The organism is Streptomyces pristinaespiralis (genome assembly GCF_001278075.1).
GTDB classification, from domain to species: Bacteria; Actinomycetota; Actinomycetes; order Streptomycetales; family Streptomycetaceae; genus Streptomyces; species Streptomyces pristinaespiralis.
Genome location: NZ_CP011340.1, coordinates 1,587,602 through 1,612,079, shown reverse-complemented (window position 1 = coordinate 1,612,079; position 24,478 = coordinate 1,587,602). Strand labels below are relative to the sequence as shown.

The 24,478-nt window shown below is 73.2% G+C and carries 20 protein-coding genes; 15 read left to right on the top strand and 5 right to left on the bottom strand.

What is annotated here, in order from left to right; translation table 11 throughout:
- Positions 1–18: 18 nt before the first annotated feature.
- From SPRI_RS06700 to SPRI_RS06675, 6 genes are all read left to right on the top strand, one after another.
- Positions 19–1,332 (top strand): hypothetical protein, encoded by a 1,314-nt coding sequence (locus SPRI_RS06700; RefSeq protein ID WP_078951216.1) that lies wholly within the window; start codon positions 19–21, stop codon positions 1,330–1,332.
- 158 nt (positions 1,333–1,490) lie between these two features.
- Positions 1,491–2,333, top strand: a complete 843-nt coding sequence (locus tag SPRI_RS06695; protein WP_005309622.1) for a nitrilase-related carbon-nitrogen hydrolase — start codon at positions 1,491–1,493, stop codon at positions 2,331–2,333.
- On the top strand, positions 2,330–3,610 hold the full coding sequence (locus SPRI_RS06690) for an aspartate aminotransferase family protein (RefSeq protein ID WP_005309620.1): 1,281 nt from the start codon (positions 2,330–2,332) through the stop codon (positions 3,608–3,610). The genes SPRI_RS06695 and SPRI_RS06690 overlap by 4 nt, the downstream gene beginning before the upstream one ends.
- 40 nt (positions 3,611–3,650) lie before the next feature.
- Positions 3,651–5,054 carry a dihydropyrimidinase gene (hydA, locus tag SPRI_RS06685; protein ID WP_005309619.1) on the top strand — a complete coding sequence of 468 codons (1,404 nt, stop codon included), beginning with the start codon at positions 3,651–3,653 and terminating at the stop codon, positions 5,052–5,054.
- 11 nt (positions 5,055–5,065) lie between these two features.
- The gene (locus SPRI_RS06680) at positions 5,066–6,067 is read left to right on the top strand and encodes a TIGR03842 family LLM class F420-dependent oxidoreductase (protein WP_005309617.1); all 1,002 of its coding nucleotides are present in this window, start codon (positions 5,066–5,068) and stop codon (positions 6,065–6,067) included.
- A 25-nt stretch (positions 6,068–6,092) separates the two neighbouring features.
- Positions 6,093–7,634: an NCS1 family nucleobase:cation symporter-1 gene (locus SPRI_RS06675; RefSeq protein ID WP_005309616.1), complete on the top strand. Its 1,542-nt coding sequence runs from the start codon at positions 6,093–6,095 to the stop codon at positions 7,632–7,634.
- Here SPRI_RS06675 and SPRI_RS06670 read toward each other — a convergent pair.
- A complete protein-coding gene (locus SPRI_RS06670) occupies positions 7,588–8,538 on the bottom strand; it encodes a nucleotidyl transferase AbiEii/AbiGii toxin family protein (RefSeq protein WP_050791429.1) in 951 nt (316 codons plus the stop codon). The two genes, SPRI_RS06675 and SPRI_RS06670, sit on opposite strands and share 47 nt — an antisense overlap.
- 60 nt (positions 8,539–8,598) lie before the next feature.
- Positions 8,599–9,390: an SDR family NAD(P)-dependent oxidoreductase gene (locus SPRI_RS06665; protein ID WP_005309612.1), complete on the bottom strand. Its 792-nt coding sequence runs from the start codon at positions 9,388–9,390 to the stop codon at positions 8,599–8,601.
- Positions 9,391–9,445: 55 nt separating this feature from the next.
- Between SPRI_RS06665 and SPRI_RS06660 the strand changes: the two genes are divergently transcribed.
- Both SPRI_RS06660 and SPRI_RS06655 read left to right on the top strand, forming a co-directional pair.
- On the top strand, positions 9,446–10,876 hold the full coding sequence (locus SPRI_RS06660) for an amidase (RefSeq protein ID WP_005309610.1): 1,431 nt from the start codon (positions 9,446–9,448) through the stop codon (positions 10,874–10,876).
- A 5-nt stretch (positions 10,877–10,881) separates the two neighbouring features.
- Complete coding sequence (locus SPRI_RS06655) at positions 10,882–11,484, top strand: TetR/AcrR family transcriptional regulator (protein WP_053557698.1); 603 nt, start codon at positions 10,882–10,884, stop codon at positions 11,482–11,484.
- Here the strand turns inward: SPRI_RS06655 and SPRI_RS06650 are convergent.
- Both SPRI_RS06650 and SPRI_RS06645 read right to left on the bottom strand, forming a co-directional pair.
- Complete coding sequence (locus tag SPRI_RS06650) at positions 11,462–12,322, bottom strand: class I SAM-dependent methyltransferase (protein ID WP_238996203.1); 861 nt, start codon at positions 12,320–12,322, stop codon at positions 11,462–11,464. The genes SPRI_RS06655 and SPRI_RS06650 overlap by 23 nt on opposite strands.
- Positions 12,319–13,278 carry a carboxymuconolactone decarboxylase family protein gene (locus SPRI_RS06645; protein ID WP_053556761.1) on the bottom strand — a complete coding sequence of 320 codons (960 nt, stop codon included), beginning with the start codon at positions 13,276–13,278 and terminating at the stop codon, positions 12,319–12,321. Before SPRI_RS06645 ends, SPRI_RS06650 begins: the two co-directional genes overlap by 4 nt.
- A gap of 167 nt (positions 13,279–13,445) precedes the next feature.
- Between SPRI_RS06645 and SPRI_RS06640 the strand changes: the two genes are divergently transcribed.
- The 6 genes from SPRI_RS06640 (at position 13,446) to SPRI_RS06615 (ending at position 20,231) form a co-directional block, all read left to right on the top strand.
- On the top strand, positions 13,446–14,654 hold the full coding sequence (locus tag SPRI_RS06640) for a sensor histidine kinase (protein ID WP_005309600.1): 1,209 nt from the start codon (positions 13,446–13,448) through the stop codon (positions 14,652–14,654).
- Entirely contained in the window at positions 14,651–15,319 is a 669-nt protein-coding gene (locus SPRI_RS06635) for a response regulator (protein WP_053556760.1), read from the top strand. Before SPRI_RS06640 ends, SPRI_RS06635 begins: the two co-directional genes overlap by 4 nt.
- A gap of 75 nt (positions 15,320–15,394) precedes the next feature.
- Positions 15,395–17,095 (top strand): FUSC family protein, encoded by a 1,701-nt coding sequence (locus tag SPRI_RS06630; RefSeq protein WP_053556759.1) that lies wholly within the window; start codon positions 15,395–15,397, stop codon positions 17,093–17,095.
- Positions 17,092–17,598: a MarR family winged helix-turn-helix transcriptional regulator gene (locus tag SPRI_RS06625; RefSeq protein WP_037773307.1), complete on the top strand. Its 507-nt coding sequence runs from the start codon at positions 17,092–17,094 to the stop codon at positions 17,596–17,598. The genes SPRI_RS06630 and SPRI_RS06625 overlap by 4 nt, the downstream gene beginning before the upstream one ends.
- 55 nt (positions 17,599–17,653) lie before the next feature.
- The gene (locus tag SPRI_RS06620; protein WP_005309585.1) at positions 17,654–18,313 is read left to right on the top strand and encodes a M15 family metallopeptidase; all 660 of its coding nucleotides are present in this window, start codon (positions 17,654–17,656) and stop codon (positions 18,311–18,313) included.
- 154 nt (positions 18,314–18,467) lie between these two features.
- The gene (locus SPRI_RS06615; protein WP_078951215.1) at positions 18,468–20,231 is read left to right on the top strand and encodes an HAL/PAL/TAL family ammonia-lyase; all 1,764 of its coding nucleotides are present in this window, start codon (positions 18,468–18,470) and stop codon (positions 20,229–20,231) included.
- Positions 20,232–20,336: 105 nt separating this feature from the next.
- Here the strand turns inward: SPRI_RS06615 and SPRI_RS06610 are convergent, their stop codons facing one another.
- Positions 20,337–22,490: a DUF1996 domain-containing protein gene (locus tag SPRI_RS06610; protein ID WP_053557696.1), complete on the bottom strand. Its 2,154-nt coding sequence runs from the start codon at positions 22,488–22,490 to the stop codon at positions 20,337–20,339.
- 166 nt (positions 22,491–22,656) lie between these two features.
- Between SPRI_RS06610 and SPRI_RS06605 the strand changes: the two genes are divergently transcribed.
- The gene (locus tag SPRI_RS06605; RefSeq protein WP_053556757.1) at positions 22,657–24,450 is read left to right on the top strand and encodes a gamma-glutamyltransferase family protein; all 1,794 of its coding nucleotides are present in this window, start codon (positions 22,657–22,659) and stop codon (positions 24,448–24,450) included.
- Positions 24,451–24,478 lie beyond the last annotated feature (28 nt).

The window sequence follows — 24,478 nt, the reverse complement described above, 5'->3', positions numbered from 1 at the left end:
AGTGGGGCAGGGGCGGCGATGACGGTGCATCAACTCCCGGCGGAAATCGGGATGTTCGCGCGGTACTTCGGGCAGCTGGTGGAGCGGCTCGACCCGGCCGGGGGCTGGTACGCGATCTTCCAGCGGCGTGACCCGGAGGGTGTGCGGGCCTGTCTGGACGGCAGCGAGATCCCGCCGTGGGACGTGGTCGAGTCCCTGCTGCACGATCTGCCGGTGTCGGACGCCGCGGAGTCCGCGCGGGCGGCCGCGCTGCACGCGGCGGCCGCCGCCGCGCACGACCGGCTGCCGGGCGGCCGCGAACGGCTCGAGGAGCGGGCCGAGTTCATGCGCGGGGAGCGTCTGCGCGCACAGAGCCGGGCCGAGGAACTGCTCCGGCTGCTGCCCGGGTGCGCACAGGGCTCGGCGGAGGCGGAACGCCTCACCCACGAGCTGGCATGGACCAGGGACGACCACACCCGGGCGGTGCGCCGCCTCGCCGAACTGGACGCCCGGCTGGGGGCCTTCGCCCCCAACGGTCCCGGGCCCGCGCACGATCCGGAGCGCCGGCCCGTGGAGTCCGCCGGCGCCGTGTCGCGGTCCGAGGAGCGGCAGCCGCCCCGGGCCCCGCAGGCCGAGGGGAAGAGGCGGGGCGCGGGAAAGAAGCGCCGAGCCCGCGGCGGGGCGCGGTTCGCCGGCATGGAGGACGCGGGGGAGGAGGCCGTCGCCGTGCCCCTGCTGCCGGTCGCGGAAGACGTGCCGCGCGGCGCCCGCTACGGCGGTGCCGCGACCGAAGCCGTCCCGGAGGCGCCGCCCGTGCCCGAGGGTGCGTACCGCGCCGCCAGGGACACCGTCGCCGCGCTCGGCCGGCTCCGCGCGGAGGGCCGTGGCGGCGACGCGCACGCCCTGATCTGCGAGGCCGCCGCGCGCCCGGCGGCCTGGCTGCCGGCGCTCGCCGACGAGCTGAACCGCTCCGGCGCGGCGGCGGACTGGGCCACCCTGCTCTGGGAGGTGGCGTCGCAGCCGGCCCTGCGGCTCGCCGCCGCCGCGGAGGCGCTCGTCGCGGCGGGCCGGCGTGACGACGGCGGTCAGTTGCTGCGCCAGGGCAGCTTCCGCTCCGCCGACGAGATCGCGGACGCCGTCCTCACGCTCGAGGAGGCGGGCACGCCAGACAGGGCCCGTGCGTTGCTGGCCGCGTTCGTGCAGGTCCGCTCCGCCGCGGACACCGCCGCCTGCGCCGTACTGGACCCCGCACGGCTGGTGCCGATGCTGCTCGACGCCGCCCGGGACGTCTCGCCGGCCAGGGAGCGCGACGTCGTCCACGCACTGCGCGTGGCCGGACACCTTCGAGGCTGAAAACGATCGATGTCGACCGCTCGGGTACGAAACAAGATCGACTCAGCGGGTTCACGACGATGGTCTTGCCCCAGTGTGTGACGAGGCTTACGTTCTCCTCCTACGCACTGTGTCTACGTGCGTAGAAGCTCTCGGACGTCCTGTCGAAGGAGCAGCTCATGGCCACTGTCGTACGCGCCGCACTCGTCCAGGCAACCTGGACCGGCGACACCGAATCCATGATCGCCAAACATGAGGAACACGCCCGGGAGGCGGCCCGGCAGGGCGCCAAGGTCATCGGCTTCCAAGAGGTCTTCAACGCCCCCTATTTCTGCCAGGTCCAGGACCCCGAGCACTACCGCTGGGCGGAGCCGGTTCCCGACGGGCCGACGGTCCGGCGGATGCAGGCGCTCGCCCGCGAGACCGGCATGGTGATCGTGGTCCCGGTCTTCGAGATCGAGGGCGCGGGCTTCTACTACAACACCGCCGCCGTGATCGACGCCGACGGCAGCTACCTGGGCAAGTACCGGAAGCACCACATCCCCCAGGTCAAGGGCTTCTGGGAGAAGTACTACTTCAGGCCCGGCAACGCCGGCTGGCCCGTGTTCGACACCGCGGTCGGCAAGGTCGGCGTCTACATCTGCTACGACCGCCACTTCCCGGAGGGCTGGCGGCAACTGGGTCTCGGCGGCGCCCAGTTGGTCTACAACCCGTCCGCCACGCACCGGGGGCTCTCCTCCTACCTGTGGCAGCTGGAGCAGCCCGCCGCCGCCGTCGCCAACGAGTACTTCGTCGCCGCCATCAACCGCGTCGGCATCGAGGAGTACGGCGACAACGACTTCTACGGCACCAGCTACTTCGTCGACCCACGGGGCCAGTTCGTCGGCGACGTCGCCAGCGACAAGGAGGAGGAGCTCGTCGTAAGGGACCTCGACTTCGACATGATCGAGACCGTGCGGCAGCAGTGGGCGTTCTACCGCGACCGCCGGCCCGACGCCTACGAAGGGCTGGTGCAGCCGTGACCGACCTCTACGAGCGGCACCGTGCCGTCATCCCCGACTGGGTGGCGCTCTACTACAAGCAGCCGATCGAGATCACCCACGGCGAAGGACGCCATGTGTGGGACGCGGACGGCAACCGCTACCTGGACTTCTTCGGCGGCATCCTCACCACCATGACCGCGCACGCGCTGCCCGAGGTCACCAAGGCGGTGAGCGAGCAGGCCGGGCGGCTCATCCACTCCTCCACCCTCTACCTCAACCGCCCCATGGTGGAGCTCGCGGAACGGATCGCCGCCCTGTCGGGCATCCCGGACGCCCGCGTCTTCTTCACCACCTCCGGCACGGAGGCCAACGACACCGCCCTGCTCCTCGCCACCGGCCACCGCCGTTCCAACCAGATCCTGGCGATGCGCAACAGCTACCACGGCAGGTCGTTCTCCGCGGTCTCGATCACCGGCAACCACGCCTGGTCGCCGACCAGCCTCTCGCCGCTCCAGACGCTGTACGTGCACGGCGGTGTCCGCAGCCGCGGTCCCTTCGCCCACCTCTCCGACGCGCAGTTCGTCGAGGCGTGCGTCGCCGACCTCGAGGACCTGCTCGGACACACCCACGACGTGGCCGCGCTGATCGCGGAGCCGGTACAGGGCGTCGGCGGCTTCACCTCACCGCCCGACGGCCTGTACGCCGCCTTCCGCGAGGTCCTGGACCGGCACGGCATCCTGTGGATCTCCGACGAGGTGCAGACCGGCTGGGGACGCACCGGCGAGCACTTCTGGGGCTGGCAGGCCCACGCGGAGAACGGCCCGCCGGACATCCTGACCTTCGCCAAGGGCATCGGCAACGGCATGTCGATCGGCGGCGTCGTCGCCCGCGCGGAGATCATGAACTGCCTCGACGCGAACTCCATCTCCACCTTCGGCGGCAGTCCCGTCACCATGGCCGCCGGCGTCGCCAACCTCTCCTACCTCCTGGAGCACGACCTCCAGGGCAACGCCCGCCGGGTCGGCGGCCTGCTGATCGAGCGGCTGCGCGGCATCGCGGCGAGCGTCCCCGCGGTGCGGGAGGTTCGCGGCCGGGGACTCATGATCGGCATCGAACTGGTCGAACCGGGCACCGACGAGGCCGACCCGCAGGCGGCCGCTGCCGTCCTCGAGGCGGCACGCGAGGGCGGGCTGCTGATCGGCAAGGGCGGCGGCCACAACACCAGCGTCCTGCGCATCGCCCCACCGCTCTCGCTGACCGTCGCGGAGGCGGAGGAGGGCGCCCTGGTCATGGAACGAGCTCTGCGCCGCCTGTAGTCGAGCGGCGACCGCACTCCACTTCCCACGCGAGGAGACCATGAGCAACCGCACCCTGATCCGTGGCGGACTCGTCGTGACCGCGGCCGACGAGATGCACGCCGACGTGCTCGTCGAGGACGGCCGCATCGCCGCGCTCGCCGCGCACAACTCGCCCGTGGCGCAGACGTGGACGGCCGCCCGCACCATCGACGCGACCAACAAGTACGTCCTGCCGGGCGGTGTCGACGTCCACACCCACATGGAGCTGCCGTTCGGCGGGACCTTCGCCTCCGACACGTTCGAGACGGGCACCCGCGCCGCCGCCTGGGGCGGCACGACCACCATCATCGACTTCGCCGTGCAGTCGGTGGGACGGGCACTGCGGGAGGGCCTGGACGCCTGGTACGCCAAGGCCGACGGCAACTGCGCCATCGACTACGGCTTCCACATGATCCTCTCCGACGTCAACGAGCAGTCGCTGAAGGAGATGGACCTGCTGGTGGAGGAGGGCGTCACCTCCTTCAAACTCTTCATGGCCTACCCCGGTGTGTTCTACAGCGACGACGGCCGGATCCTGCGCGCCATGCAGCGCTCCGCCGTCAACGGCGGCCTGATCATGATGCACGCGGAGAACGGCATCGCCATCGACGTGCTCGTCGAGCAGGCGCTCGCCGAGGGCCGTACCGATCCCCGGTACCACGGCGAGGTCCGCAAGGTCCTGCTGGAGGCCGAGGCCACCCACCGGGCCATCCAGCTCGCCCGCGTCGCCGGCGCCCCGCTGTACGTGGTGCACGTCTCCGCGGAGGAGGCCGTGGCGGAGCTCGCCACGGCCCGCGACAAGGGGCTGCCCGTCTTCGGCGAGACCTGCCCGCAGTACCTCTTCCTGTCCACCGACAACCTGGCGGAGCCCGGCTTCGAGGGCGCCAAGTACGTCTGCTCCACCCCGCTCAGGCCCCGCGAGCACCAGGCGGCACTGTGGCGGGGCCTGCGCACCAACGACCTCCAGGTGGTCTCCACCGACCACTGTCCCTTCTGCTTCACCGGGCAGAAGGAACTCGGCCGCGGCGACTTCTCCAAGATCCCCAACGGTCTCCCGGGCGTGGAGAACCGCATGGACCTCCTCCACCAGGCCGTCGTCGACGGGCACATCAGCCGACGCCGCTGGATCGAGATCGCCTGCGCCACCCCGGCCAGGATGTTCGGCCTCTACCCGAAGAAGGGCACCATCGCCCCCGGCGCCGACGCCGACATCGTCATCTACGACCCGCACGCGGAACAGACCCTGTCCGTACAGACGCAGCACATGAACGTCGACTACTCGGCGTACGAGGGCAGGCGGATCACCGGGCAGGTGGAGACCGTGCTGTCCCGGGGTGAAGTGGTCATCGACGCCCGGACGTTCACCGGCCGCGCCGGCCACGGCGTCTACACCCCCCGCTCCACCTGCCAGTACCTGAACTAGGAGGCCATGCCGTGGACTTCGGACTCGTCCTGCAGACCGACCCGCCGGCGTCGGCGGTCGTCGGACTGATGCGGCGCGCGGAACGCAACGGCTTCCGCTACGGCTGGACCTTCGACTCCGCGGTGCTGTGGCAGGAGCCGTTCGTCATCTACAGCCGCATCCTGGAGCACACGACGAAACTCACCGTCGGCCCCATGGTGACCAATCCCGGCACCCGCACCTGGGAGGTGACCGCCTCCACCTTCGCCACCCTCAACGAGATGTACGGCAACCGCACCGTGTGCGGCATCGGGCGCGGTGACTCCGCCATGCGGGTGGCCGGACGCAGTCCCAACACCCTGGCCAGGCTCGGCGAGGCGATCGACGTGATCCGCGACCTCGCGGAAGGCCGGGAGGCGGTCGTCGACGGGCAACCGCTGCGGATCCCGTGGGTCAGGGACGGGAAGCTGCCCGTGTGGATGGCGGCCTACGGGCCCAAGGCCCTGGCGCTCGCCGGGCAGAAGGCCGACGGCTTCATCCTCCAACTGGCCGACCCGTACCTGACGGAGTGGATGGTGAAGGCCGTACGCAACGCGGCCGCCGACGCCGGACGCGACCCGGCCTCCGTCACCGTCTGCGTCGCCGCGCCCGCCTACGTGAGCGACGACCTGGCGCACGCCCGGGAACAGTGCAGGTGGTTCGGCGGGATGGTGGGCAACCATGTCGCGGACCTCGTCTCCCGCTACGGCGAGCACTCCGGCATGGTCCCGGAGGCGCTGACCGCGTACATCAAGGAGCGGCACGGCTACGACTACAGCCACCACGGCCGCGCCGGCAATCCGTCCACCGACTTCGTCCCCGACGAGATCGTCGACCGGTTCTGCCTGCTCGGACCGGCCGAGGCGCACATCGAGAAGCTCCAGGCACTTCGCGACCTGGGCGTCGACCAGTTCGCCCTCTACAACATGCACGACGCGAAGGAAACGACGATCGACGCGTACGGCGCGGAGATCATCCCGGCACTGAACCGCTGACCTCCTCCGAAGGGCCCTCGCCGCCATGACCGCGACCGTCCCGCCCGTGCCGTCACAAGAACCGATACCGGACCCGGCGGGACGCGTCGAACTCCCGCCGGGCACCACCCTCGCCGACAACCGCTTCGTCAACGACGACCTGCTGCCCGTGCCGGTCGCCCGCCGCCGCTGGACCACCTACAACTTCGCCGCCCTGTGGGTCGGCATGGCCCACAACATCCCGTCCTGGCTGCTGGCCTCCGGGCTGGTCGCGCTCGGCATGGACTGGAAACAGGCGGTGTTCACCATCGCCCTCGCCAACGTCATCGTGCTGCTGCCGATGCTGCTGACCGGCCACGCCGGCCCCAAGTACGGCATCCCCTTCCCGGTGCTCGCCCGCGCCTCGTTCGGGCTGCGCGGTGCGAACCTGCCCGCGATGATCCGGGCCGCGGTGGCCTGCGCCTGGTTCGGCATCCAGACCTGGATCGGCGGCCAGGGCATCTTCGTCCTGCTCGGCAAGATCTTCGGCGGCTGGGCGGAGGCGGCCGAGGTCGGCGGGCAGCCATGGACGCTGTGGGTCTGCTTCGTCCTCTTCTGGGCACTCGAACTCGCCATCATCTACCGGGGTATGGAGGCGCTGCGCCGGTTCGAGAACTGGGCCGCGCCGTTCGTCATCGTCGGCGCGGTGGTGCTGCTCGTGTGGGTCACCGCCAAGGCGGGCGGCGTCGGTCCGCTGCTCGACCAGCCGTCGCGACTCGGCTGGGGCGCCGACTTCTGGCCCGTCTTCTTCCCGTCGCTGATGGGCATGATCGCCTTCTGGGCGACCCTCTCGCTGAACATTCCCGACTTCACGCGGTTCGGGGCGGGCCAGCGCGCCCAGATCTGGGGCCAGACGCTGGGCCTGCCGACCACGATGACCCTGTTCGCGCTGCTGTCGGTGTTCGTCACGTCCGGCTCGCAGGCGGTGTACGGGGCGGCCGTGTGGGACCCGGTGGCGCTCGCGGCCAAGACCGACAACGTCTTCGGTCTGCTCTTCGCCCTGGTCACCGTGCTCGTCGCGACGATCTCGGTGAACATCGCGGCCAACGTGGTGTCACCTGCGTACGACCTGGCGAACCTGGCGCCCAGGTTCGTCAACTTCCGCACCGGCGCCCTGATCACCGGCGTCGTCGGTGTGCTGATCATGCCGTGGAAGCTCACCGAGACGCCCGAGCTGTACATCTTCACCTGGCTGGGCCTCGTCGGCGGGCTGCTGGGCACCGTCGCCGGCATCCTCATCGCCGACTACTGGATCGTCCGGCGTACCGTCCTCGACCTGCCCGGCCTCTACACGCCGGGCGGTCCCTACTGGTACACCTCCGGCTGGAACCTGCGTGCCGTCGCGGCGTTCGTGGTCGGCGGGGTGCTCGCGGTGGGCGGCTCCCACTCGGCCCCGGGCAAGGGCCCGTTCCCCGAGGACGGACTGATCCCCGCCCTCGAGCCGCTGGCCGACTACGGCTGGGCGGTGGGCCTCGCGGCGTCGCTGGTGCTGTACGTGGCGCTCATGCGGTTCGGCGGCCCGCCGCGAACAGCGGACCGAGGGCGCTGACCAGCCGCCCGCGCCAGTGGTCCGGACCGCCCCGTGGCGAGGGACGGACGGCCCGGAGGTCGTCCGGGTCGACGGGCAGGGACTCCAGCACCTCCGGGCGGAAGCGGCCGGCGTGCTCGCCGAGCACGGTCCGCAGCAGCCGTGCCCCGAGCCGGGTGCGGGGCGCCTCCGCCAGCAGCACGGCGTCGTACAGGTCCTTGGCCCGTGCGACGCCGTCGCTGCACAGCCACAGCAGTTTCCAGGCGAGCGAGAGCTCCGGGCTCGCCGTCACCGCCACGGTCGGCGGCCCGCCGTCGCCGCGCGGCACCGCCGTCCACACCGGGGCCTGCGGCAGTGTCTCGTCGCTCGCGAAGTCCAGCTGGATCCCGCCCGCCCGGCCGTCCGCGGTGCGGTACGGCAGAGTCAGCCGTATGCCGGGCGTCTCGTGGACCCGATAGGTCCAGGTGCCGTCCTCGCGGATGCCGTCGACGTCCAGGACGACCCCGCCGCCCGCGTGCGGGTCCGCCGCCACCGCCTCGTACAGCCGCACGGCCGGTGACTCGCACCCGAAGTCGTCGGCGTCCATCCAGCGCAGCCCCTCGGGAGGCAGCCGCGGCCGGGTGCCGTAGGTGCCGAAGTTCCCCTCCGGGTCCCACAGTTCGGCGCCTGCCGCGGCGTGCGCCGCCTCCGGCCACTGCTGGACGTCGGCCACCTGATCGATGTACGGGAAGGGGGCGAGCCGGTCCACGGCCGAGCCCTCGCCCGGCTCCAGTACGACGAAGTCCAGGTCACCGGGCTCGCGGGCCGCCGCACCGACCCACGCCGGGAGGGTCATGGAGCCGCGCAGCACCAGGCCGCCGCTCCAGGGCGCCTCGGCGATCAGACGCAGCACATGGTCGAGGGCCGCCCGGCGGGCGCTCTGCACGGTGACCTCCCCTGCTTCGACATCGTGGGAGACCGTAGCAACGCCCGCCGACAACACCGCCTAGCGGCGTGAGCGCTGCGCCGCCACCACCTCGCGCAGGGTCCGCTCGCCCGGTCCGCCGCGCTGGAGGCGCTCGGCGAAGCCGGGGAACTGGCCCCCGATCGCAGCAAGCAGCCGCAACTCCACCGGCGCCACGTTGACCTCGGCGACGTCCCGCTCCACCGCACGCACCACGCCGGCGACGACCTGCCGCGGGGACACCGTCCGCATCCCCGTCGGGGGCTTCGCCCCGGTCACGGCGAACATGCCGACGTCCCGCACGAATCCGGGCTGGACGATCGACACGCCGACGCCGGTGCCGTGCAGATCCTGGCGCAGCCCCAGGGCGAAGCCGCGCAGGCCGAACTTGCCGCCGCTGTAGAGGGACATGGACCTCGTGGTCACCTTCCCCGCCATGGAGCCGATGAAGGCGAGGTGGCCGCCGCCGGACTCGACCATCGACGGAGCGAGCAGCCGGGCGAGCACGGCGGGGGCGCGCAGGTTGACGGCGAAGGCGCGGTCCAGCTGTTCGGGCGTGCAGTCCAGCAGATCGCCGCTGCCCGGCAGGGCGGCGTTGGATATGAGGATGTCCGTGCCGGCGGCTTCTGCGGCGAGCCGCTCGACATCGGCCGCATCGGCCAGATCGGCGACGACCGCGCGGGCGCCGTAGCGCTCCACCAGCGGTTCGAGGGCGTCGGCGCGCCGGCCGCTGACGGTCAACCTGGCTCCACGAGCGGCAAGTTCGGCGGCGAGCACGCCGCCCAGACCGCCGGTCGCCCCGGTGAGCAGAACGCTTGCTCCGCTGATCCGCATCTGGTTACCCTCCAGTCCTGTTCGTTCGAACGAACAATAGGGAGGCGGGTGCGGCGTGTCCACGGATGAAAAGGGCGAACTGGCCAAGTACTGCGGGGAGTTGGCGGCAGGAGACACGACTTCGCAGGCACTCGTCGCAGAGGCACTCGCCCGCATCGAGGCAACCCGGGGCAGCATCAACGCCTTCAGGACCGTCCGGGGTGAACAGGCCCTCGAAGAGGCACGGGAGGCGGACCGGAGGCTCGCGGCCGGGGAGCGGCTGCCGCTGCTCGGCGTCCCGATCGCCGTCAAGGACGACACCGATGTCGCCGGCGTGCCCACCTACTTCGGCTGCCCCGGGGATCTGCCGCCGGCCACGGCCGACGGTGAGGCGGTACGCCGACTGCGGGCCGCCGGAGCGGTCATCGTCGGCAAGACCAACTCCTGCGAACTCGGCCAGTGGCCCTTCACGGAGGGCCCCGCCTTCGGCGCCACCCGCAACCCCTGGTCCACCGACCGCACCCCGGGCGGTTCCTCCGGCGGCTCCGCGGCCGCCGTCGCCGCCGGTCTCGTGCCCGCCGCCCTCGGTTCCGACGGCGCCGGTTCCATCCGCATCCCGTCCGCCTGGACCCATCTCGTCGGCATCAAGCCGCAGCGCGGCCGGGTCTCCGTACACCCCTACACCGACTGCTTCCAGGGCCTCACCGTCAACGGTCCCCTCGCGCGGACCGTCGCCGACGCGGCCCTGCTGCTGGACGCCGCCTCCGGCGCCCACCCCGACGAGCGGTACCACCCGGACGCCATCGACGCCTCGGCCGCCGCCCGCCGCGAACCGGGCAGGCTGCGCATCGCGCTCGCCCTCCGCCCGCCGCTGACCCTCACCGGCACCCGCCCCCACCCCGAAGTGCGCCGGGCCGTCACCGCGCTCGCCGAGACCCTCGCCCGCCTCGGCCACCACGTGGAAGAGGCACGCCCCCGCTACGGCCTCATCGGCCTGAGCTTCCTGCCCCGCGCCGCGACCGGCATCGCCGAATACGCGGACCGGCACCCCGACCCCTCGCTCCTCGACCCGCGCACCCGCGCCTCCACCCGCTCCGGGCACCGGCTCGGCGGGCGCGTCGTGCGCGCCGCCCGCGCCCGCGAGGCCGCGCAGCAGGGCAGGATCGGCGCCTTCTTCGACCGCTACGACGTCCTGCTCACCCCCAGCACCGCCACCCCGCCCCCGCCCGTCGGCGCCTTCGACGGGAAGTCCGCCGGAGCGACGGACATCGGCATCGCCGCCGCCTGCCCGTACGCCTGGCCGTGGAACGTCCTCGGCTGGCCCGGCGTCGCCGTGCCGGCCGGCCTCACCCGCGACGGACTGCCGGTCGGGGCCCAACTGCTCGGCCCCGAAGGCGGCGAGGAACGCCTGATCTCCCTCGCCGCCCAGCTCGAGGCGGAGCTGCGCTGGTACGAGAAGCGCCCGCCCACCCATGTGACCGGCGAAGGTGCCCCGATGGGACAATGAAGGCCATGTCCACCGCCGCCCGTTCCGCGCCCACCAGGCAGCGCATCATAGAAGCCGTCCTGCACATCATCGGCAGGGACGGGGTGGCCGCTGTGACCAATCGCAGGATCGCCAAGGAGGCGGGCGTGTCGCTCGGCTCCGTCACCTACCACTTCGCGACGCAGCACGAACTGCTCCGCGAGAGCCTGCTGCACTTCGTGCGGGACGAGACCCGGCGCTTCACCGAGCTCGCCGACGAGTGCCGGAACGACGGCATCGACATCGCGGGCGCCGCGGCCCTCGCCGGCCAGGTCGCGGGCGGCACCGGCTTCGACAGCGGGCACATCGCGACGTTCGAACTGTACGTCGAGGCGGGCCGGGACGAGCGGCTGCGGGAGGCGGCCGCGGAGGCGTTCGCCGCGTACGACCGGCTCGCCACGCAGATCCTGACCGGCCTCGGCGTGCCGGACGCGGAAGGGCTCGCGGCGACGACGGTCGCGCTGGTGATGGGGCTTCAGCTCCGCCGGCTCGCCACCGGAGCCCCGGCCGAGGACCTGGTGGACGCGCTGCTGCTGCTCGCGCGCGGCGCCGTCGCCCCCGGGACGCTCAGCTCGCCCGGCGCGCAGTGACCACCCACACCCCCGCGTTCAGCAGGACGCCCCGGTCCGTCTCGTAGGGCCGCAGGACGTCCCGCATGGCGCTCAGCGTCTCTTCGGGGACCTCGGCGCCCGGGCCGCGTGAGACGTAGAAGTCCACGGCGTCGCCGGCGTCCCGCCCCCAGCAGGCGGGCGCGTCGACCGCCGTGATGCCGACCGGCCCGAACCCGGCCCCCTCCAGCATCTGCCGGGTCCGGTCGGGGGCGGACAGGGAGGCCATGGCGGCGGCGAGGTCCGGCCCCGGTGCCGGCCGGGGGGCGGAGGTCCCCGCGGCCGAGGGCCGCGTGGCGGACGCCGTCAGCAGGGAGGCCAGCAGGCCCAGAGCGCGTCCCTCCTCCCCGTCCGGCGCGGCCGGCCGGGGGCAGACGAACGCGAGGCGCCCGCCCGGCCGCAGGGACCGGCCGATGTTCGTGAACGCCGCGGTGTGGTCGGCGAAGAACATCACCCCGCCCCGGCTGATCGCCACATCGTGGCCGTCGGCCGGGAACGGGTGCACCTGGGCGTCGCCCCACTCGTAGGAGACGTTCCCGATGCCCGTGGACAGCGACCGCGCCCGCGCCAGCATCGGCTCGGAGATGTCCACGCCGACCGCGTGACCGCGCGCCGCCAGCCGTGCGGCACGCCGCGTCGTCGAACCGCTGCCGCACCCGACGTCCAGGACCCGGTCCGCCTCCCCGATGCCCGCCGCAGTGAACAGTGCCTCGTCGAAGGACGCGAGCATCCCGTCGTAACGCTCGTGGTGATTTGCCCAGTGCTGCCCGACCGGGCCGTTCCACGCCTCGGCCTGACCGGTGTTCACGACGGTGCTCACAGCTGCTCCTCGATCCGTTCGACGGCGGTGATCGCCCCGTAGGCGGTCAGATGGACCAGGCAGTGGTCCGTGTGCCGCGGGGTGCGCCAGGCCCGCACGTCCTCCTCGGTGATCCGGTACGGGGCGAGGGCCGCGAGGAGTGCCAGCCGCGCCCCGGGGCTCTCCTCGCGGTCCGGCAGCCACTCGGCCGACAGCGGCGGGTGGGCGACCCCGTCGTGGTCGGCCACCGTCTTGCGCACCAGCGCCCGGTCGTCCTCCGACAGCAGCCCCGCCCCCATGAGCGCCGCCTCGCGCAGGGCGGCGTAGGCCGTGCCGACCGCGGTGCCCGCCGCCCAGGCGGGCTCGGTGCCGGAGGTCCGCAGCAGCTCCAGGCTCTCGCCGGGCGGCACTTCGCGGCGTACGGTGCGGGCGAGGGAACGGCCCGCCGCGCTGCGCACCAGCCGGTACTTCTGCGCACCGCCCGGCAGCATGTTCTCGTTCAGCAGCGCGGAGACGATCCGGTTGATGAAGTGGAACGCGAGCGCGGTCCCCAGGTGTTCGGGGGTCTGCTCCGCCGGGAACGGCCGGGGCCCGCGGATGTCCTTGCCCCAGGCCAGCAGCCGCCGGTGCCCGGCGTCGGCCGGCTCCTCGCCGCGTGCGATCGTCTCCGCGAGCGCGTGGTCGCCGGTGGCGTGCAGCAGGACGGTGTGCGCGTCGACGCAGAACGGGCAGCGGTTGGCCAGTGACACGCCCGCGGCGACGACCTCCTTGTCCGTCCGGGAGACGCGGCCGGCCAGCAGGGATTCCCGCAGCAGCGCCCACGCGCCGGTCATCAGCGGGGGAGAGTCGGACAGCACCACGAAGGTCGCGGCGCGCTCGATACCGAAGTCGCGGGCCATTTGCCCGTAGACGTCGGCGGTCACGCCGGTGGCCGCGGAGGGCGGCGCGGGATCGGTGAATCGGAAGGCTCTGGTCATGCCCCGATGCTGGCCCGGCCACGGTGCCCCGGTCGTCGTACGTCCGAAGGCTTTGCCGGCCGGTCCCGGCGGGTGGGAACTGCCGTCGACTACTGCGCCGGAAGTAGTGCGGATGCGGTCTCACGGGACGAGGCGCCGACGTGTCGCACCGTCATAGGCTGCCGTCCATGCAGGCGGATCCGGGGCGAAGGCACGCCCTGCTCGACACGGCGCTCGCCGGGCTGATCGCGGGGGCGGTGACCCTGGCGGCGTACGCCGGCGGCCCGTCCCCCGGTGTGCCGGACGTGCTGCTGATCGTGACGGGTTCGCTGGCGCTCGCCGGCCACCGGCGCGCACCTCGTGTCGTCCTCGTCGTCACCACGGCCTGCATGATCGGCCACGTCCTCAACGGCACGCCCGGGTCATGGGCGGCCTTCCCGGTGCTCGCCGCCGTGCACGCGGCGGCGCGAGGGGGGCGGCGCCGGGCGGGTGTGGTGGCGGGCGCCCTGTTCCTGGCGGTCTTCTTCGCGGCCGACACCGCCCGTTCCTCCGAGGGCAGCGTCGAACGCGCGGTGCTGTTGCTCGGCTGGTTCCTGTGCGCCGGGGTGACCGGTCTGATCGACAAGAACTGGCAGGCGTATCTGCGCCAGACCGAGCAGCGGGCCCTGGAGGCCGAACGCGGCAGGGAGGAGGCGGCGTTGCGCAGGGCCGGGGAGGAACGGCTGCGGATCGCCCGGGAGTTGCACGACACGCTCACCCACTCCATCTCGATCGTCAAACTCCAGGCGGGAGTCGCCGTGCACCTGGCCCGTAAGCGGGGCGAGGACGTGCCGGCCGCGCTGCTCGCCATCCAGGAGGCGAGCGGGGAGGCCATGCGGGAACTGCGCTCGACACTCGAGGTGCTGCGGACGGAGGAACGTGAGCCGGCCGCCGGTCTCGTGCGCGTCGGCGAACTCGCCGAGCGCGCGCGGGCCGCGGGCATCCCCGTCTCCGTGACCGTCAGCGGCGAGCAGCGTGCGCTGCGGCCCGACGTGGACCGGGCCGCCTTCCGGATCGTGCAGGAGGCGCTGACCAACGTGGCCCGGCACGCCGACCGGGCACGGACCGGGATCCGCCTCGAGTACGGCCTTGACGACGTCGCTGTCACCGTCGAGGACGACGGCCCTGCCGCGCCCGGCGTCACCGTCGTGCCGGGCACCGGTCTGACGGGCATGCGGGAGCGCGTCACCGCGCTCGGCGGCACGCTGGACACGGCGCCTCGGCCCTGCGGCGGCTTCGCCGTGCACGCCCGTATCCCGCTGGACGGGCGCGCGGCGTACCCCGACGGCCGGGGCGGCGTCGCGGACGGCGGCGGCCCCGAGGACGCGGCCGACCAGGCCGCCGTGGAGGCGTTGTGATCCGCGTCCTGATCGTGGACGACCAGGCGCTCATGCGCGCAGGCTTCCGTGCCCTGCTCGACGCGGAGGACGGCATCGAGGTCGTGGCGGAGGCCGCGGACGGCCGGCAGGGCCTCGAGCAGGCCCGCCGCCATGTCCCCGACGTCGCGCTGGTCGATGTGCAGATGCCGGTGATGACCGGCATCGAGGCGACCCGGCACATCGCCGCCGACCCGCTCCTTACGGACGTGCACGTCGTGATCCTCACCAACTACGGCCTGGACGAGTACGTCTTCGACGCGCTGCGCGCGGGGGCGGCGGGCTTTCTGCTCAAGGACACGGAGCCCGCCGAACTGCTGCACGCCGTACGCGTCGCCGCCCGCGGTGACGCGCTGCTGTCGCCCGCCGTCACCCGGAGGCTGATCGGCGAGTTCGTGGCGCGGCCGCCGGACCGGTCCACCGCACGCGGCATGGAGAACCTCACCCGGCGGGAACGTGAGGTGACGGCGCTGGCGGCCCGCGGTCTGACGAACGAGGAGATCGCCGCCCACATGGTGATCAGCCCCTTCACCGCCAAGACCCACATCAGCCGGGCGATGAACAAGCTGGGTGCCAGGGACCGCGCCCAGCTGGTCGTCTTCGCGTACGAATCGGGCCTGGTGGAGCCGCGCGACCCGCTCCGCTGACCGGGCCGGGAGCCCGTGGCAGCACACCTCGGCCCCGAAATCGTTTACTGGTGTAACACTTGCTAAAGTAAATGAGTGAGCGATACAACCATCCGATTCCGAAGGCCGCCGACACCGCCACTCCCGGTCGCCGCCGCGCTCCGCCTCGCCCGGCCCTCCGACCAGTGGTTCAAACCGGCACTGAGCGTCGTCGGCGCCGCCCTGGCACCGAACCTGATCCTCCTCGCCGTCGGACGGCTCGACCTGGTCATGTACACCATGGCCGGATCGCTCTGCGCCCTGTACGGCCACAGCCTCCCGTACGCCCGCCGGGCCGGGACCGTCGCCCGCGTGGTGCTCGGCATGGTCGCGGGCCTGGCCGTCTCCCTCGTCACGGCCTCGCTCACCGACTCGGTGGCCGTGCTCGTCGCCGTCGCCGCCCTGATCGCGGCCGTACAGAAGGCGCTCTGCGACGCCGGCCGGACCGGACCTCCCGGCAACGTGATCTTCACCTTCGTCGCCACCGCCGCCCTGTTCGTGCCGCAGCGGCTCGACCAGGTCCCCGGCCATCTCGCGGCGGCCCTCGGCGCCGGAATCATCGCCTGGCTGGTCACCGCGGGCCCAAGCCTGCTGCGGCGGGAGGGCCCGGAACGGCGCGCCACCGCCCGCGCCCTGGAGGCCGCGGCCGCCTGCGCGGCCGACCCCGGCCACCGCAGCCGGCACACCGCGTCGGCGGCCGTGCACGCCGCCCGGCAGTCCCTGCTCGACGCCGGCCGCCCCACCCCCGTACGCCGGCAGCTCGACCGCCTTCTCCTGCACGCGGAGGCGACCCTCACCGGCGAGGCCGTCTCCCAGGGCCGGGCGGACACCGACCGGGCCGCCCGGCTGCGCGCCTGGGCCGACCTCACCCGCGCCCGGGGGCCCGTACCCGCCACGCCGCCGACCCCCGGAGAAGCGGCGGGGACGGCCGGCCACGACGCCTGGCGGACCGTGCGCCGGACCCGCCGCCGGGAGGCCCGCCGCGCACTGCTGCGCAGCCTCGGCCCCGGCTCGCCGCACCTGCCCATCGCGCTGCGCACCCTCATCGGCTGCGCCCTGGCCGGCTACGCCGCCGTCGCGCTGGGCGTCGACCGGCCGTACTGGGCCGTCGTCACCGCCGCCTCCGTCTTCCAGATCAACGTCACCCTCAGCTGGAACCGGGCCCTCCAGCGCACCCTCGGCAATCTGCTCGGCGTCCTCGCCTTCGCCGCAGTCGTCCCGCTGATCAGGACCGGACCGGCGGCCCTCCTCGGATGTCTGCTGTTCTTCAGCTTCGCCGCGGAAGCCCTCATCACCCGTAACTACTGGCTCGGCTCCGTCGCCGTCACGCCGATGGCGCTGCTGCTCGTCGAGGCGGGCGGCCCGCACCCGCCGGGCACGCTCATCGGCGACCGGGTGCTCGACACCCTGATCGGCGTCGTCCTCGGACTCCTCGCCGCCGTCGTCGTCACCAACCGCAGGGCCGCCGGCCGGGTGGAGCAGGCGCTCGCCGCCGCTGCCGCCGCCCGGGCCGCCGCGGAGCGGACCCTCGCGGGACCGGACCCCGCCACGGCCGCCCTCGACGCCGACAGCCGCCGGCTGGCCGCCGCCCTCGTGGACCTGCGTGACGCCCGGGACGCCGCGGCGGGCGAATGGTGGCAGCGGACCCTCCCGGAGGAGGAGGTCCTCGAGGCCGAGCGGGCGGGACACCGTACGCTCACGGCGACAGCACAACGGCGTGGGCTGCACGGCCCCGCCCCCACGATCGGAGCGGTGTGACCGACGACATCGTCGCCTCGGTGGTACGGCAGTGGCAGGCAGTGCACCCCGGCCTGGACACCGGGCCCATGGAACTCATCGGCCGCATCAACCGCTGCGCCGCACTCCTGCAACAGGCGGAGGACGCGCCGCTGCGCTCCGCCGGGCTCACCCGCGCGGAGTTCGACCTGCTCGGCGCGGTCCGGCGCACGGCCCGCGAGCTCACGCCCGGCGAGCTGGCCAGGGAGACGTTCTCCTCCGGTGCGGCCGTCACCAAACGGCTGCGAGCCCTCCAGGAGCGCGGTCTGATCGACCGCCGCGGCGACGACCGGGACCGGCGCGTCGCCCACGTCCGGCTCACCGACGAGGGGCGCACGCTGGTCGACCGGCTGCTGCCCGAGCAGCTCGCGTACGAGAGCACCGTCCTCTCCGGCCTCGACGAGCCGGCACGCGCCGGCCTCGCCGCGCACCTCAGTGACCTGCTGGTCCAGCTGGAGGGCCGCCTCGGCACGCCCCGGCGCTGACGCGGGCCACGCGCGCGGAGCGGCCGACAGGCCGCGATGTCCTTAACCTGAAAGGGTGAACGTCGTGCGCCGGGCCGCCGCGCCCGTCCTGGCCCTCGGGCTCACACTCGGCGCCGTGCCCGCACAAGGAGCCACGGGCGGCGCCGCCCCGCAACTGTCGGCCACCGTCAGCGACGTACCCCCGTCCAAACTCGGCGCGAGCCACGAACCGGGCTGCCCGGTGCCCCCGTCCCGGCTGCGGCTGATCAGCATGAACCACTGGGGGTTCGACGGCCGTGTCCACCGCGGAGAGCTGATCGCCCGTCAGGACGAGGTCCGGCCCCTGCTGCACGTCTTCGAGAAGGCCTTCGAGGAACGCTTCCCCATCCGCCGTATGCGGGTCATGGCCGAGTACGGCGGCGACGACGCCGAGGCGATGGCGGCCGACAACACCTCGGCCTTCAACTGCCGCCGGGTGACGGGTGACGCCCGCAATCTGTCCCGCCACTCCTTCGGTGACGCGGTCGACATCAACCCCGCGGAGAACCCGTACGTCGACCGCTCGGGCCGGGTGCACCCGCCGGGCGCCGAGCAGCACCTCGACCGCGACCGGCCCGCCAAGGGCATGATCACTCCGGGCGACGCCGTCACCACGGCGATGGACGACGCCGGCTGGGAGTGGGGCGGCCGCTGGGCGCCCCCCGATTACCACCACTTCTCCGCTGACGGCACCTGACTCCGCCCGGTCCCGCCCCTCGGGCGGTCTCTCACTCGAACAGTCCGCACCGCGCGGCCGGCGCAGGCGGTGCGGAGTGCATGGACATTACGTTTCCCGTATGGCCTTGCAGAGGCCGAACGACCTTCCGTTCCCCGGGAAAGGTTCCCCCACCATGCCGCCAGTGCCTACGGACACTCCTGCCCGCATACGCCGCTCACCCGTCCCCGCTGCCCGCACCGCCCGCGCCGCGCGAAAACCCCTGTCCCTCGTCGCCTCCGCCGCCCTGGTCATGCTGTTCCTCGCCCCCGACGCCGCCGCCGGCGGACCACCCGGCCCCGGTGCCGGCGCACGGACGGGAGCGCACCTCCAACTGGTCCTGGACGGTGAGTCGCTGACCGCCCAGGACATGTTCGACGTCCTGGACGCCACGTCGGTCGCGGTGAAACTCTCCGACAGGAGCCGCACACGCATGCGGCAGATCCGCGACGGTGCACTCGACGAGCTCGCCAAGGGCGCTCGCGTGTACGGATGGAACCAGGCCCTGGGGCCCCTGAAGGACAAACAGCTCGACGACGAGCAGCAGAAGGAGTTCCAGAAGCGCATCCTGCGTTCGCATGCCGCCGGGGTCGGGCAGCCGCTGCCCGAGCGGGTCGCACGTCTGGTCATGGTGCTGCGCGCCAACCAGATGGCCCGGGGGGCGATGGCCGTCCGCCCGGAACTCGTCGACCGGATGAACGAACTGGTCACCGCCGGCGTCACCCCGGTCGTACCCCACATCGGCTCGCTCGGCTCCGGCGACCTCCAGCCCATGGCCGCCGTCGGCATGGTCCTCACCGGCGACCAGGCGCCCGCCCGCTACCGCGGCGAGCAGGGACCCGCCTCGCAGATCCTCGCCCGCGCCGGTCTCGCACCGTCCTTCGAGCTGCAGCAGGGCGAGGCACTGCCCATCATCAGCGGCAGCACCGTCGTCCTCGCCTCCTACGCCGACGCCCTGCACCGGGCCACCAAGGCGGCCGCGCTGGGCGAACGCATCCTCGCCATGTTCATGGACGCCACCCGGGCGGAGATCAGCAGCCTGGACGCCCGTACGCACGCCGAACGCCGGATCCCGGAGGAGGCAGAGGTCGCGGAACGCCTCCGGGGCCTGCTGCGGGGCAGCGGGTGGACGACCGAACAGGGCCGTCGGCGGCTCGGCGAGGACCACCCCCGCATCCAGGACGCGGTGTCGCTCCGCGCCGCCCCGCACATCTACGGGGCGCTGCGCAGGACCCTCGCCGAGGGCCGCCGGAACATCGAACACGAGGCCAACGCCTCCACCTCCAACCCGCTGGTGTTCGCCCGCGGCCCGGGTAAGGGCCACGAGTTCGTCATGGGCGGCAACTGGGACGGAGCTCTCCTCGGTCATGCCGCCGACACGCTGAACGCCCAGATCGCCGACTTCGGCGTGCACACGCAGGAGTTGTCGGCACGGCTGCTCTCCCCGAAGTGGAGCTACGGCCTTCCCGCCAACCTCGCGGGCGGCACGCCGGGGCTGAACTCCGGCATGGTCCAGATCCAGACCGTGGCCGCCGCGCTCGTCCCGGAGATGCAGGTCCGTGCCATGCCCGCCGGCGCGCTCTCCCGGCCCGCCAAGGACGGGCAGGAGGACCACAACACCATGGCGATGGCCTCCGTACGCCACCTCGACGAGAATCTGGACCGCCTCGGGATCGTGCAGGCCGTCCTGGCGTTGATGGCCGCGCAGGGCGTCGACCTGATCGAGGAGAAGATGGCCGGCCTGTCCCTGGGTGAGGGCGTCCGTTCGTTCCACGACGCGGTCCGTGCGCACATCGAACCGCTCCACGACGACCGCTACCTGACTCCGGACCTGGTCGAGATGACCGAGCTGGTCCGCGGCGGCGAGCTGATGGACCGGGCTGCGCCGCCGGGACGTTGACGCTCGGGGGAGAAGCGGTTTCGGTGCGCCGTCCGGGAGACGGACGGCGCGGGCTGCCCGGCGCGGCGTGCTCCTCGGAGCGTGGCGCGCCGGGCAGCCGCCGCGTCAGCGGTGACGCGGGCCCTCGCGGCGGGTGCGTACACGCAGCAGGGCGACGCCCACGATCAGCAGCACGGCTCCTGCCGCCGACGGCCACAACTGGGCGCCGGTCTCGGCCAGGCCGCCCTCCACGGCCTGCGGCGCGGCCTCACCGGCGGGTACCGGGATGTTCGACCCGCCGGCCGTGGGCGGCGCGGGGGTCTCTGTCCCGGCCGGGGCCTTTGGGCTCTGCCGGACGGATGCCGTGGCCGGCTCGCTCCGCGCGGGCGACGGTGCGGCGGCCCGGTCGGCCGGTGCGTCGGGGGCTGCCGGTTCCGCCGCCGGTTCCGCGGGTGCATCCGCCGCTTCGGGCCGGGCCCGGTCCGCGTCGGGGGTTTCGGGTGCGGGCTCGGCCGGGGGCCTCTCGGCGGCGGGCTCCTCGGTCGCGGGGGCGGCGGAGGTGGCGGGCGTCGCGGGCTCATAGGGATCCGCGGGCGCCGGAGCCGGATCGGCGGTGGGCGCGTCCGGACGGGCCGGTGCTTCGGGCTGCTGCTCCGCGGGGGCGGCGGGGGCAGGCGCGGGCGAGCCGGTCGGAGCCGCGGTGGCCGTCGCGGGGGCGTCCTTCGGCTCCGGTCCGTCACCGCCGGGCGCCTGCGCCGGATCGCCGGGGCCGCAGCGGCGGCCCTCGTTGAGACAGCTCACCAACTCCCGCATCAGCTTCTCGTCGAAGACGTTGATGAAGTCACCGTGGTCGGTGACCGGTTTGTGCAACTGCTCCGGGAACGAGTCGAGCGCGAAGACGGCGGCTTCCGCGCCCCCGAAGACCGGCGGCGGCACGTCGTAGACGATCCGCTGGACGAGCTGGGGAACGGGGACGAAACCGCCCGGGCAACGGCCGCTCGCGTCCGTGAAGGCCACATGGGTGCGGTGGTTGGCGCTGTCGGCGTTCCGGCCGTCCCAGCAGCTCTGGAACTTGAAGCTGCGCACCACTTTGCTGCCCTGGGGACAGATCGGGTACTTGTCCTTCAGTTGCCGGTCCTCGAAGCCGGTGCAGCTCCAGGAGGCGTTGGCGTTCGCGTTGCCGTTGACGAAGGCCTTCGCGTCACCGGTGATGATCCGCAGGAAGCGCGGCATGGCGGTGACCTTGCCCCGCGGGTTGCCGACGAAGTCGAGCGTCACCTGGGACGGGGTGAGGATCTTCCCCACGTTCTGGTCCTTCCCGCCGCCGTCCGCCTGGGCGTCGTCCTCCGCCGCACCGTTCTGGAGCCGCAGCACGGGCCAGTAGTACGTCGACCGGTCGCCCTGGTCACGGCAGGTCGTCGCACCCGCCGCGAGATCGTCGTCCGAGGCGAACGCGTCGTTGGCCTGGTTGCCCACGTAGTCGTGCATGTGGTGGGCGCCGTTGCTCACGCCGGGAGCGACGATGACGTTGTCCGGGTTGAACTTGCCGTTCGCGTTGACACCGCAGTCCGTGGTGAACGTGCCGCGGGAGGCGCCGCGCAGCAGCGGGGGCTCCTGCACGTCGGGGGAGACGGTGCGGATGTCGGCGAAGTCGGACGCCTCGGGGCCGTTGCCCGCCTGGCCGCCGTTGCCTCCCTGCCCGCCGTCGCCGTTCTGATCGTCCTGGCCGCCGCCGTCCTGGCCGCCGTTCTGATCGTCCTCGCCGCCGCCGTCCTGGCCGGGTTCGTCCGCGCCGTCGGTCTGCAAGGTGCAGGGAGCAAGGGCCCCCAGGTCCTGCGGGCGTTCCCCGGTGATCCGGCCGATGGCCTCCGCGATGCGGTCGAGGCCGGCTTCCCGCTTGCTCCGCAGAGGCCCGAGAATCGCGTTCTGCACGAACTGCGGGTCCCGTTCGATCTGTTCCCGCTCTTCGGCGAACCGCTGGTAGGCCTCGGTGATCCCACTGTCCATCGTCGCCAGTTCGCGGTCGACCTCCGCCCTGGCCGCCTCCGGCACCTCCGGCAGCCCGTTCGCCACCTCCGGGCACTTGACCGTCGCCGGGACGGGTCCGGCGCCGAGGGTTCCCGACTGCGTGGTCCCGCCGCCCGGCCAGGGGCCCTGTCCCTCACCGGCGGCGGCATAGGAGTTGACCGCGATGAGACCGCCGCCGGCGAGGATGAGGGCGATCGAGGCCGCGGCCGTCCGCCTGCCTGCTCTTGGGCGTCTTCGCGTTGTTCGTCCCATGGAGAACTCCATCTGCTGCATGGTCGGTGGGCATGACGGTGTCCGGAAAGGGGCACGTCCAGTTCCATACGCGCGCGAAGGGCGACGTGTTCAACGCCGGCGTGGACCGCGCGCCCGACGGGGCAGTTCTGATCGATCCGGACGAACAGCGAGGTGAGAGGGCCACATGTTCACGACCCGGCCGACGCTCCAGGGCACCTTCGGGATGGTGTCCTCCACGCACTGGCTCGCCTCACAGTCCGCGATGGCCGTGCTGGAGCGGGGCGGCAACGCCTACGACGCCGCCGTCGCCGCCGGCTTCGTGCTCCACGTCGTCGAACCGCATCTGTGCGGACCCGCCGGGGAGGTGCCGGTCATCGTCGCACCGGCCGGCGGCGAGGTGCGCGTCCTGTGCGGTCAGGGCGTCGCGCCTGCCGGGGCCACCATCGCGCACTACCGCTCGCTGGGCCTGGAACTCGTGCCCGGGACGGGGCCGTTGGCCGCCGCCGTGCCGGGCGCGTTCGACGCGTGGATGCTCCTGCTGCGCGACCACGGCACCAAGTCCCTTGCCGAGGTGCTCGATCACGCCATCGGCTACGCCGAGCACGGCCACCCTCCCGTCGAACGGCTCTGCGAGACGGTGGAGACCGTACGCGGACTCTTCGAGACCGAATGGACCTCCTCCGCCGAGGTGTACCTGCCCGGCGGGCAGGCCCCCGCCCCCGGCACGCTGTTCCGCAACCCGGCGCTCGCCGCCACCTGGCGGCGGCTGATCGCGGAGGCCGAGGCCGCCGCGTCCGACCGGACCGGGCAGATCGAGGCCGCTCGGGAGGTGTGGCGGGCCGGCTTCGTCGCAGAGGCGCTCGTCCGCCAGGCCGGGCGGCCCACGATGGACACCAGCGGCGCCCGCCACAGCGGCACCCTCACGGCGGCGGACCTGGCCGGCTGGTCGGCCACCTACGAGGAACCGGTCACCTACGACTGGAACGGCTGGACCCTGTGCAAGGCGGGCGGGTGGAGCCAGGGGCCGGCGTTCCTCCAGCAACTGGCCCTGCTGCCGCCCGAACTGCCCGCCTACGGGTCCGCCGAGTACGTCCACCTGCTCGTCGAGGGCTGCAAACTGGCGATGGCCGACCGGGAGGCCTGGTACGGCGACGCCGCCGAGGTCCCGCTCCGCGACCTGCTGTCGGAGCCCTACAGCCGGGCCCGCCGTGCGCTCATCGGCGACAAGGCCTCCTACGAGCTGCGGCCCGGCCGCCCCGGCCGCCGCACCCCCGTCCTGAGCCCCCGGGCCGCCGACGTGCTGGGCGACGGACCCGGTCCCAGCGCCGGCGCGATGGGCGCGGGGGAGCCGACCGTGGCACGGGACGGCGCGGTCCAGGGCGACACCTGCCACCTCGACGTCGTCGACCGGTGGGGCAACATGGTCGCGGCCACCCCCAGCGGCGGCTGGCTGCAGTCCAATCCCGTCGTGCCGGAGCTGGGCTTCCCGCTCGGCACGCGGCTCCAGATGACCTGGCTCGAGCCGGGCCTGCCGAACTCCCTCACCCCCGGCCGCCGCCCGCGCACCACCCTGACACCCTCGCTGGCACTGCGCGACGGTGTGCCCGTGATGGCGTTCGGTACCCCCGGCGGCGACCAGCAGGACCAGTGGCAGCTCCACTTCTTCCTCGCCGTGGCGCTGCGGCCGCCGGTCCGCGGCGGATACGACCTGCAAGGCGCCGTCGACGCTCCCAACTGGCACAACGACGCCTTTCCCGGCTCGTTCTACCCGCGGGGCATGCGGCCCGGCAGCGTCACCGTCGAGTCCCGCACGCCTCCTGAGGTCGTCGCCGGTCTGCGCGAGCGCGGACACGACGTCACCGTGGGCGGGCCCTGGTCGGAGGGCAGGCTCTGCGTGGTCGCCCGCGACCCTCGCACCGGTGTGCTCTCCGCCGCGGCGAACCCCAGGGGAATGCAGGGTTACGCGGTCGGACGCTGAACGCATCCCTCGATGTCGGACGGGCATG

Bases quoted from the DNA above. Each gene is read 5' to 3' on its own strand.
- SPRI_RS06700 (WP_078951216.1), top strand. From the start codon at position 19: ATGACGGTGCATCAACTCCCGGCGGAAATCGGGATGTTCGCGCGGTAC.
- SPRI_RS06695 (WP_005309622.1), top strand. From the start codon at position 1,491: ATGGCCACTGTCGTACGCGCCGCACTCGTCCAGGCAACCTGGACCGGC.
- hydA (WP_005309619.1), top strand. From the start codon at position 3,651: ATGAGCAACCGCACCCTGATCCGTGGCGGACTCGTCGTGACCGCGGCC.
- SPRI_RS06675 (WP_005309616.1), top strand. From the start codon at position 6,093: ATGACCGCGACCGTCCCGCCCGTGCCGTCACAAGAACCGATACCGGAC.
- SPRI_RS06665 (WP_005309612.1), bottom strand. From the start codon at position 9,390: ATGCGGATCAGCGGAGCAAGCGTTCTGCTCACCGGGGCGACCGGCGGT.
- SPRI_RS06655 (WP_053557698.1), top strand. From the start codon at position 10,882: ATGTCCACCGCCGCCCGTTCCGCGCCCACCAGGCAGCGCATCATAGAA.
- SPRI_RS06645 (WP_053556761.1), bottom strand. From the start codon at position 13,278: ATGACCAGAGCCTTCCGATTCACCGATCCCGCGCCGCCCTCCGCGGCC.
- SPRI_RS06640 (WP_005309600.1), top strand. From the start codon at position 13,446: ATGCAGGCGGATCCGGGGCGAAGGCACGCCCTGCTCGACACGGCGCTC.
- SPRI_RS06615 (WP_078951215.1), top strand. From the start codon at position 18,468: ATGCCGCCAGTGCCTACGGACACTCCTGCCCGCATACGCCGCTCACCC.
- SPRI_RS06610 (WP_053557696.1), bottom strand. From the start codon at position 22,490: ATGGGACGAACAACGCGAAGACGCCCAAGAGCAGGCAGGCGGACGGCC.
- SPRI_RS06605 (WP_053556757.1), top strand. From the start codon at position 22,657: ATGTTCACGACCCGGCCGACGCTCCAGGGCACCTTCGGGATGGTGTCC.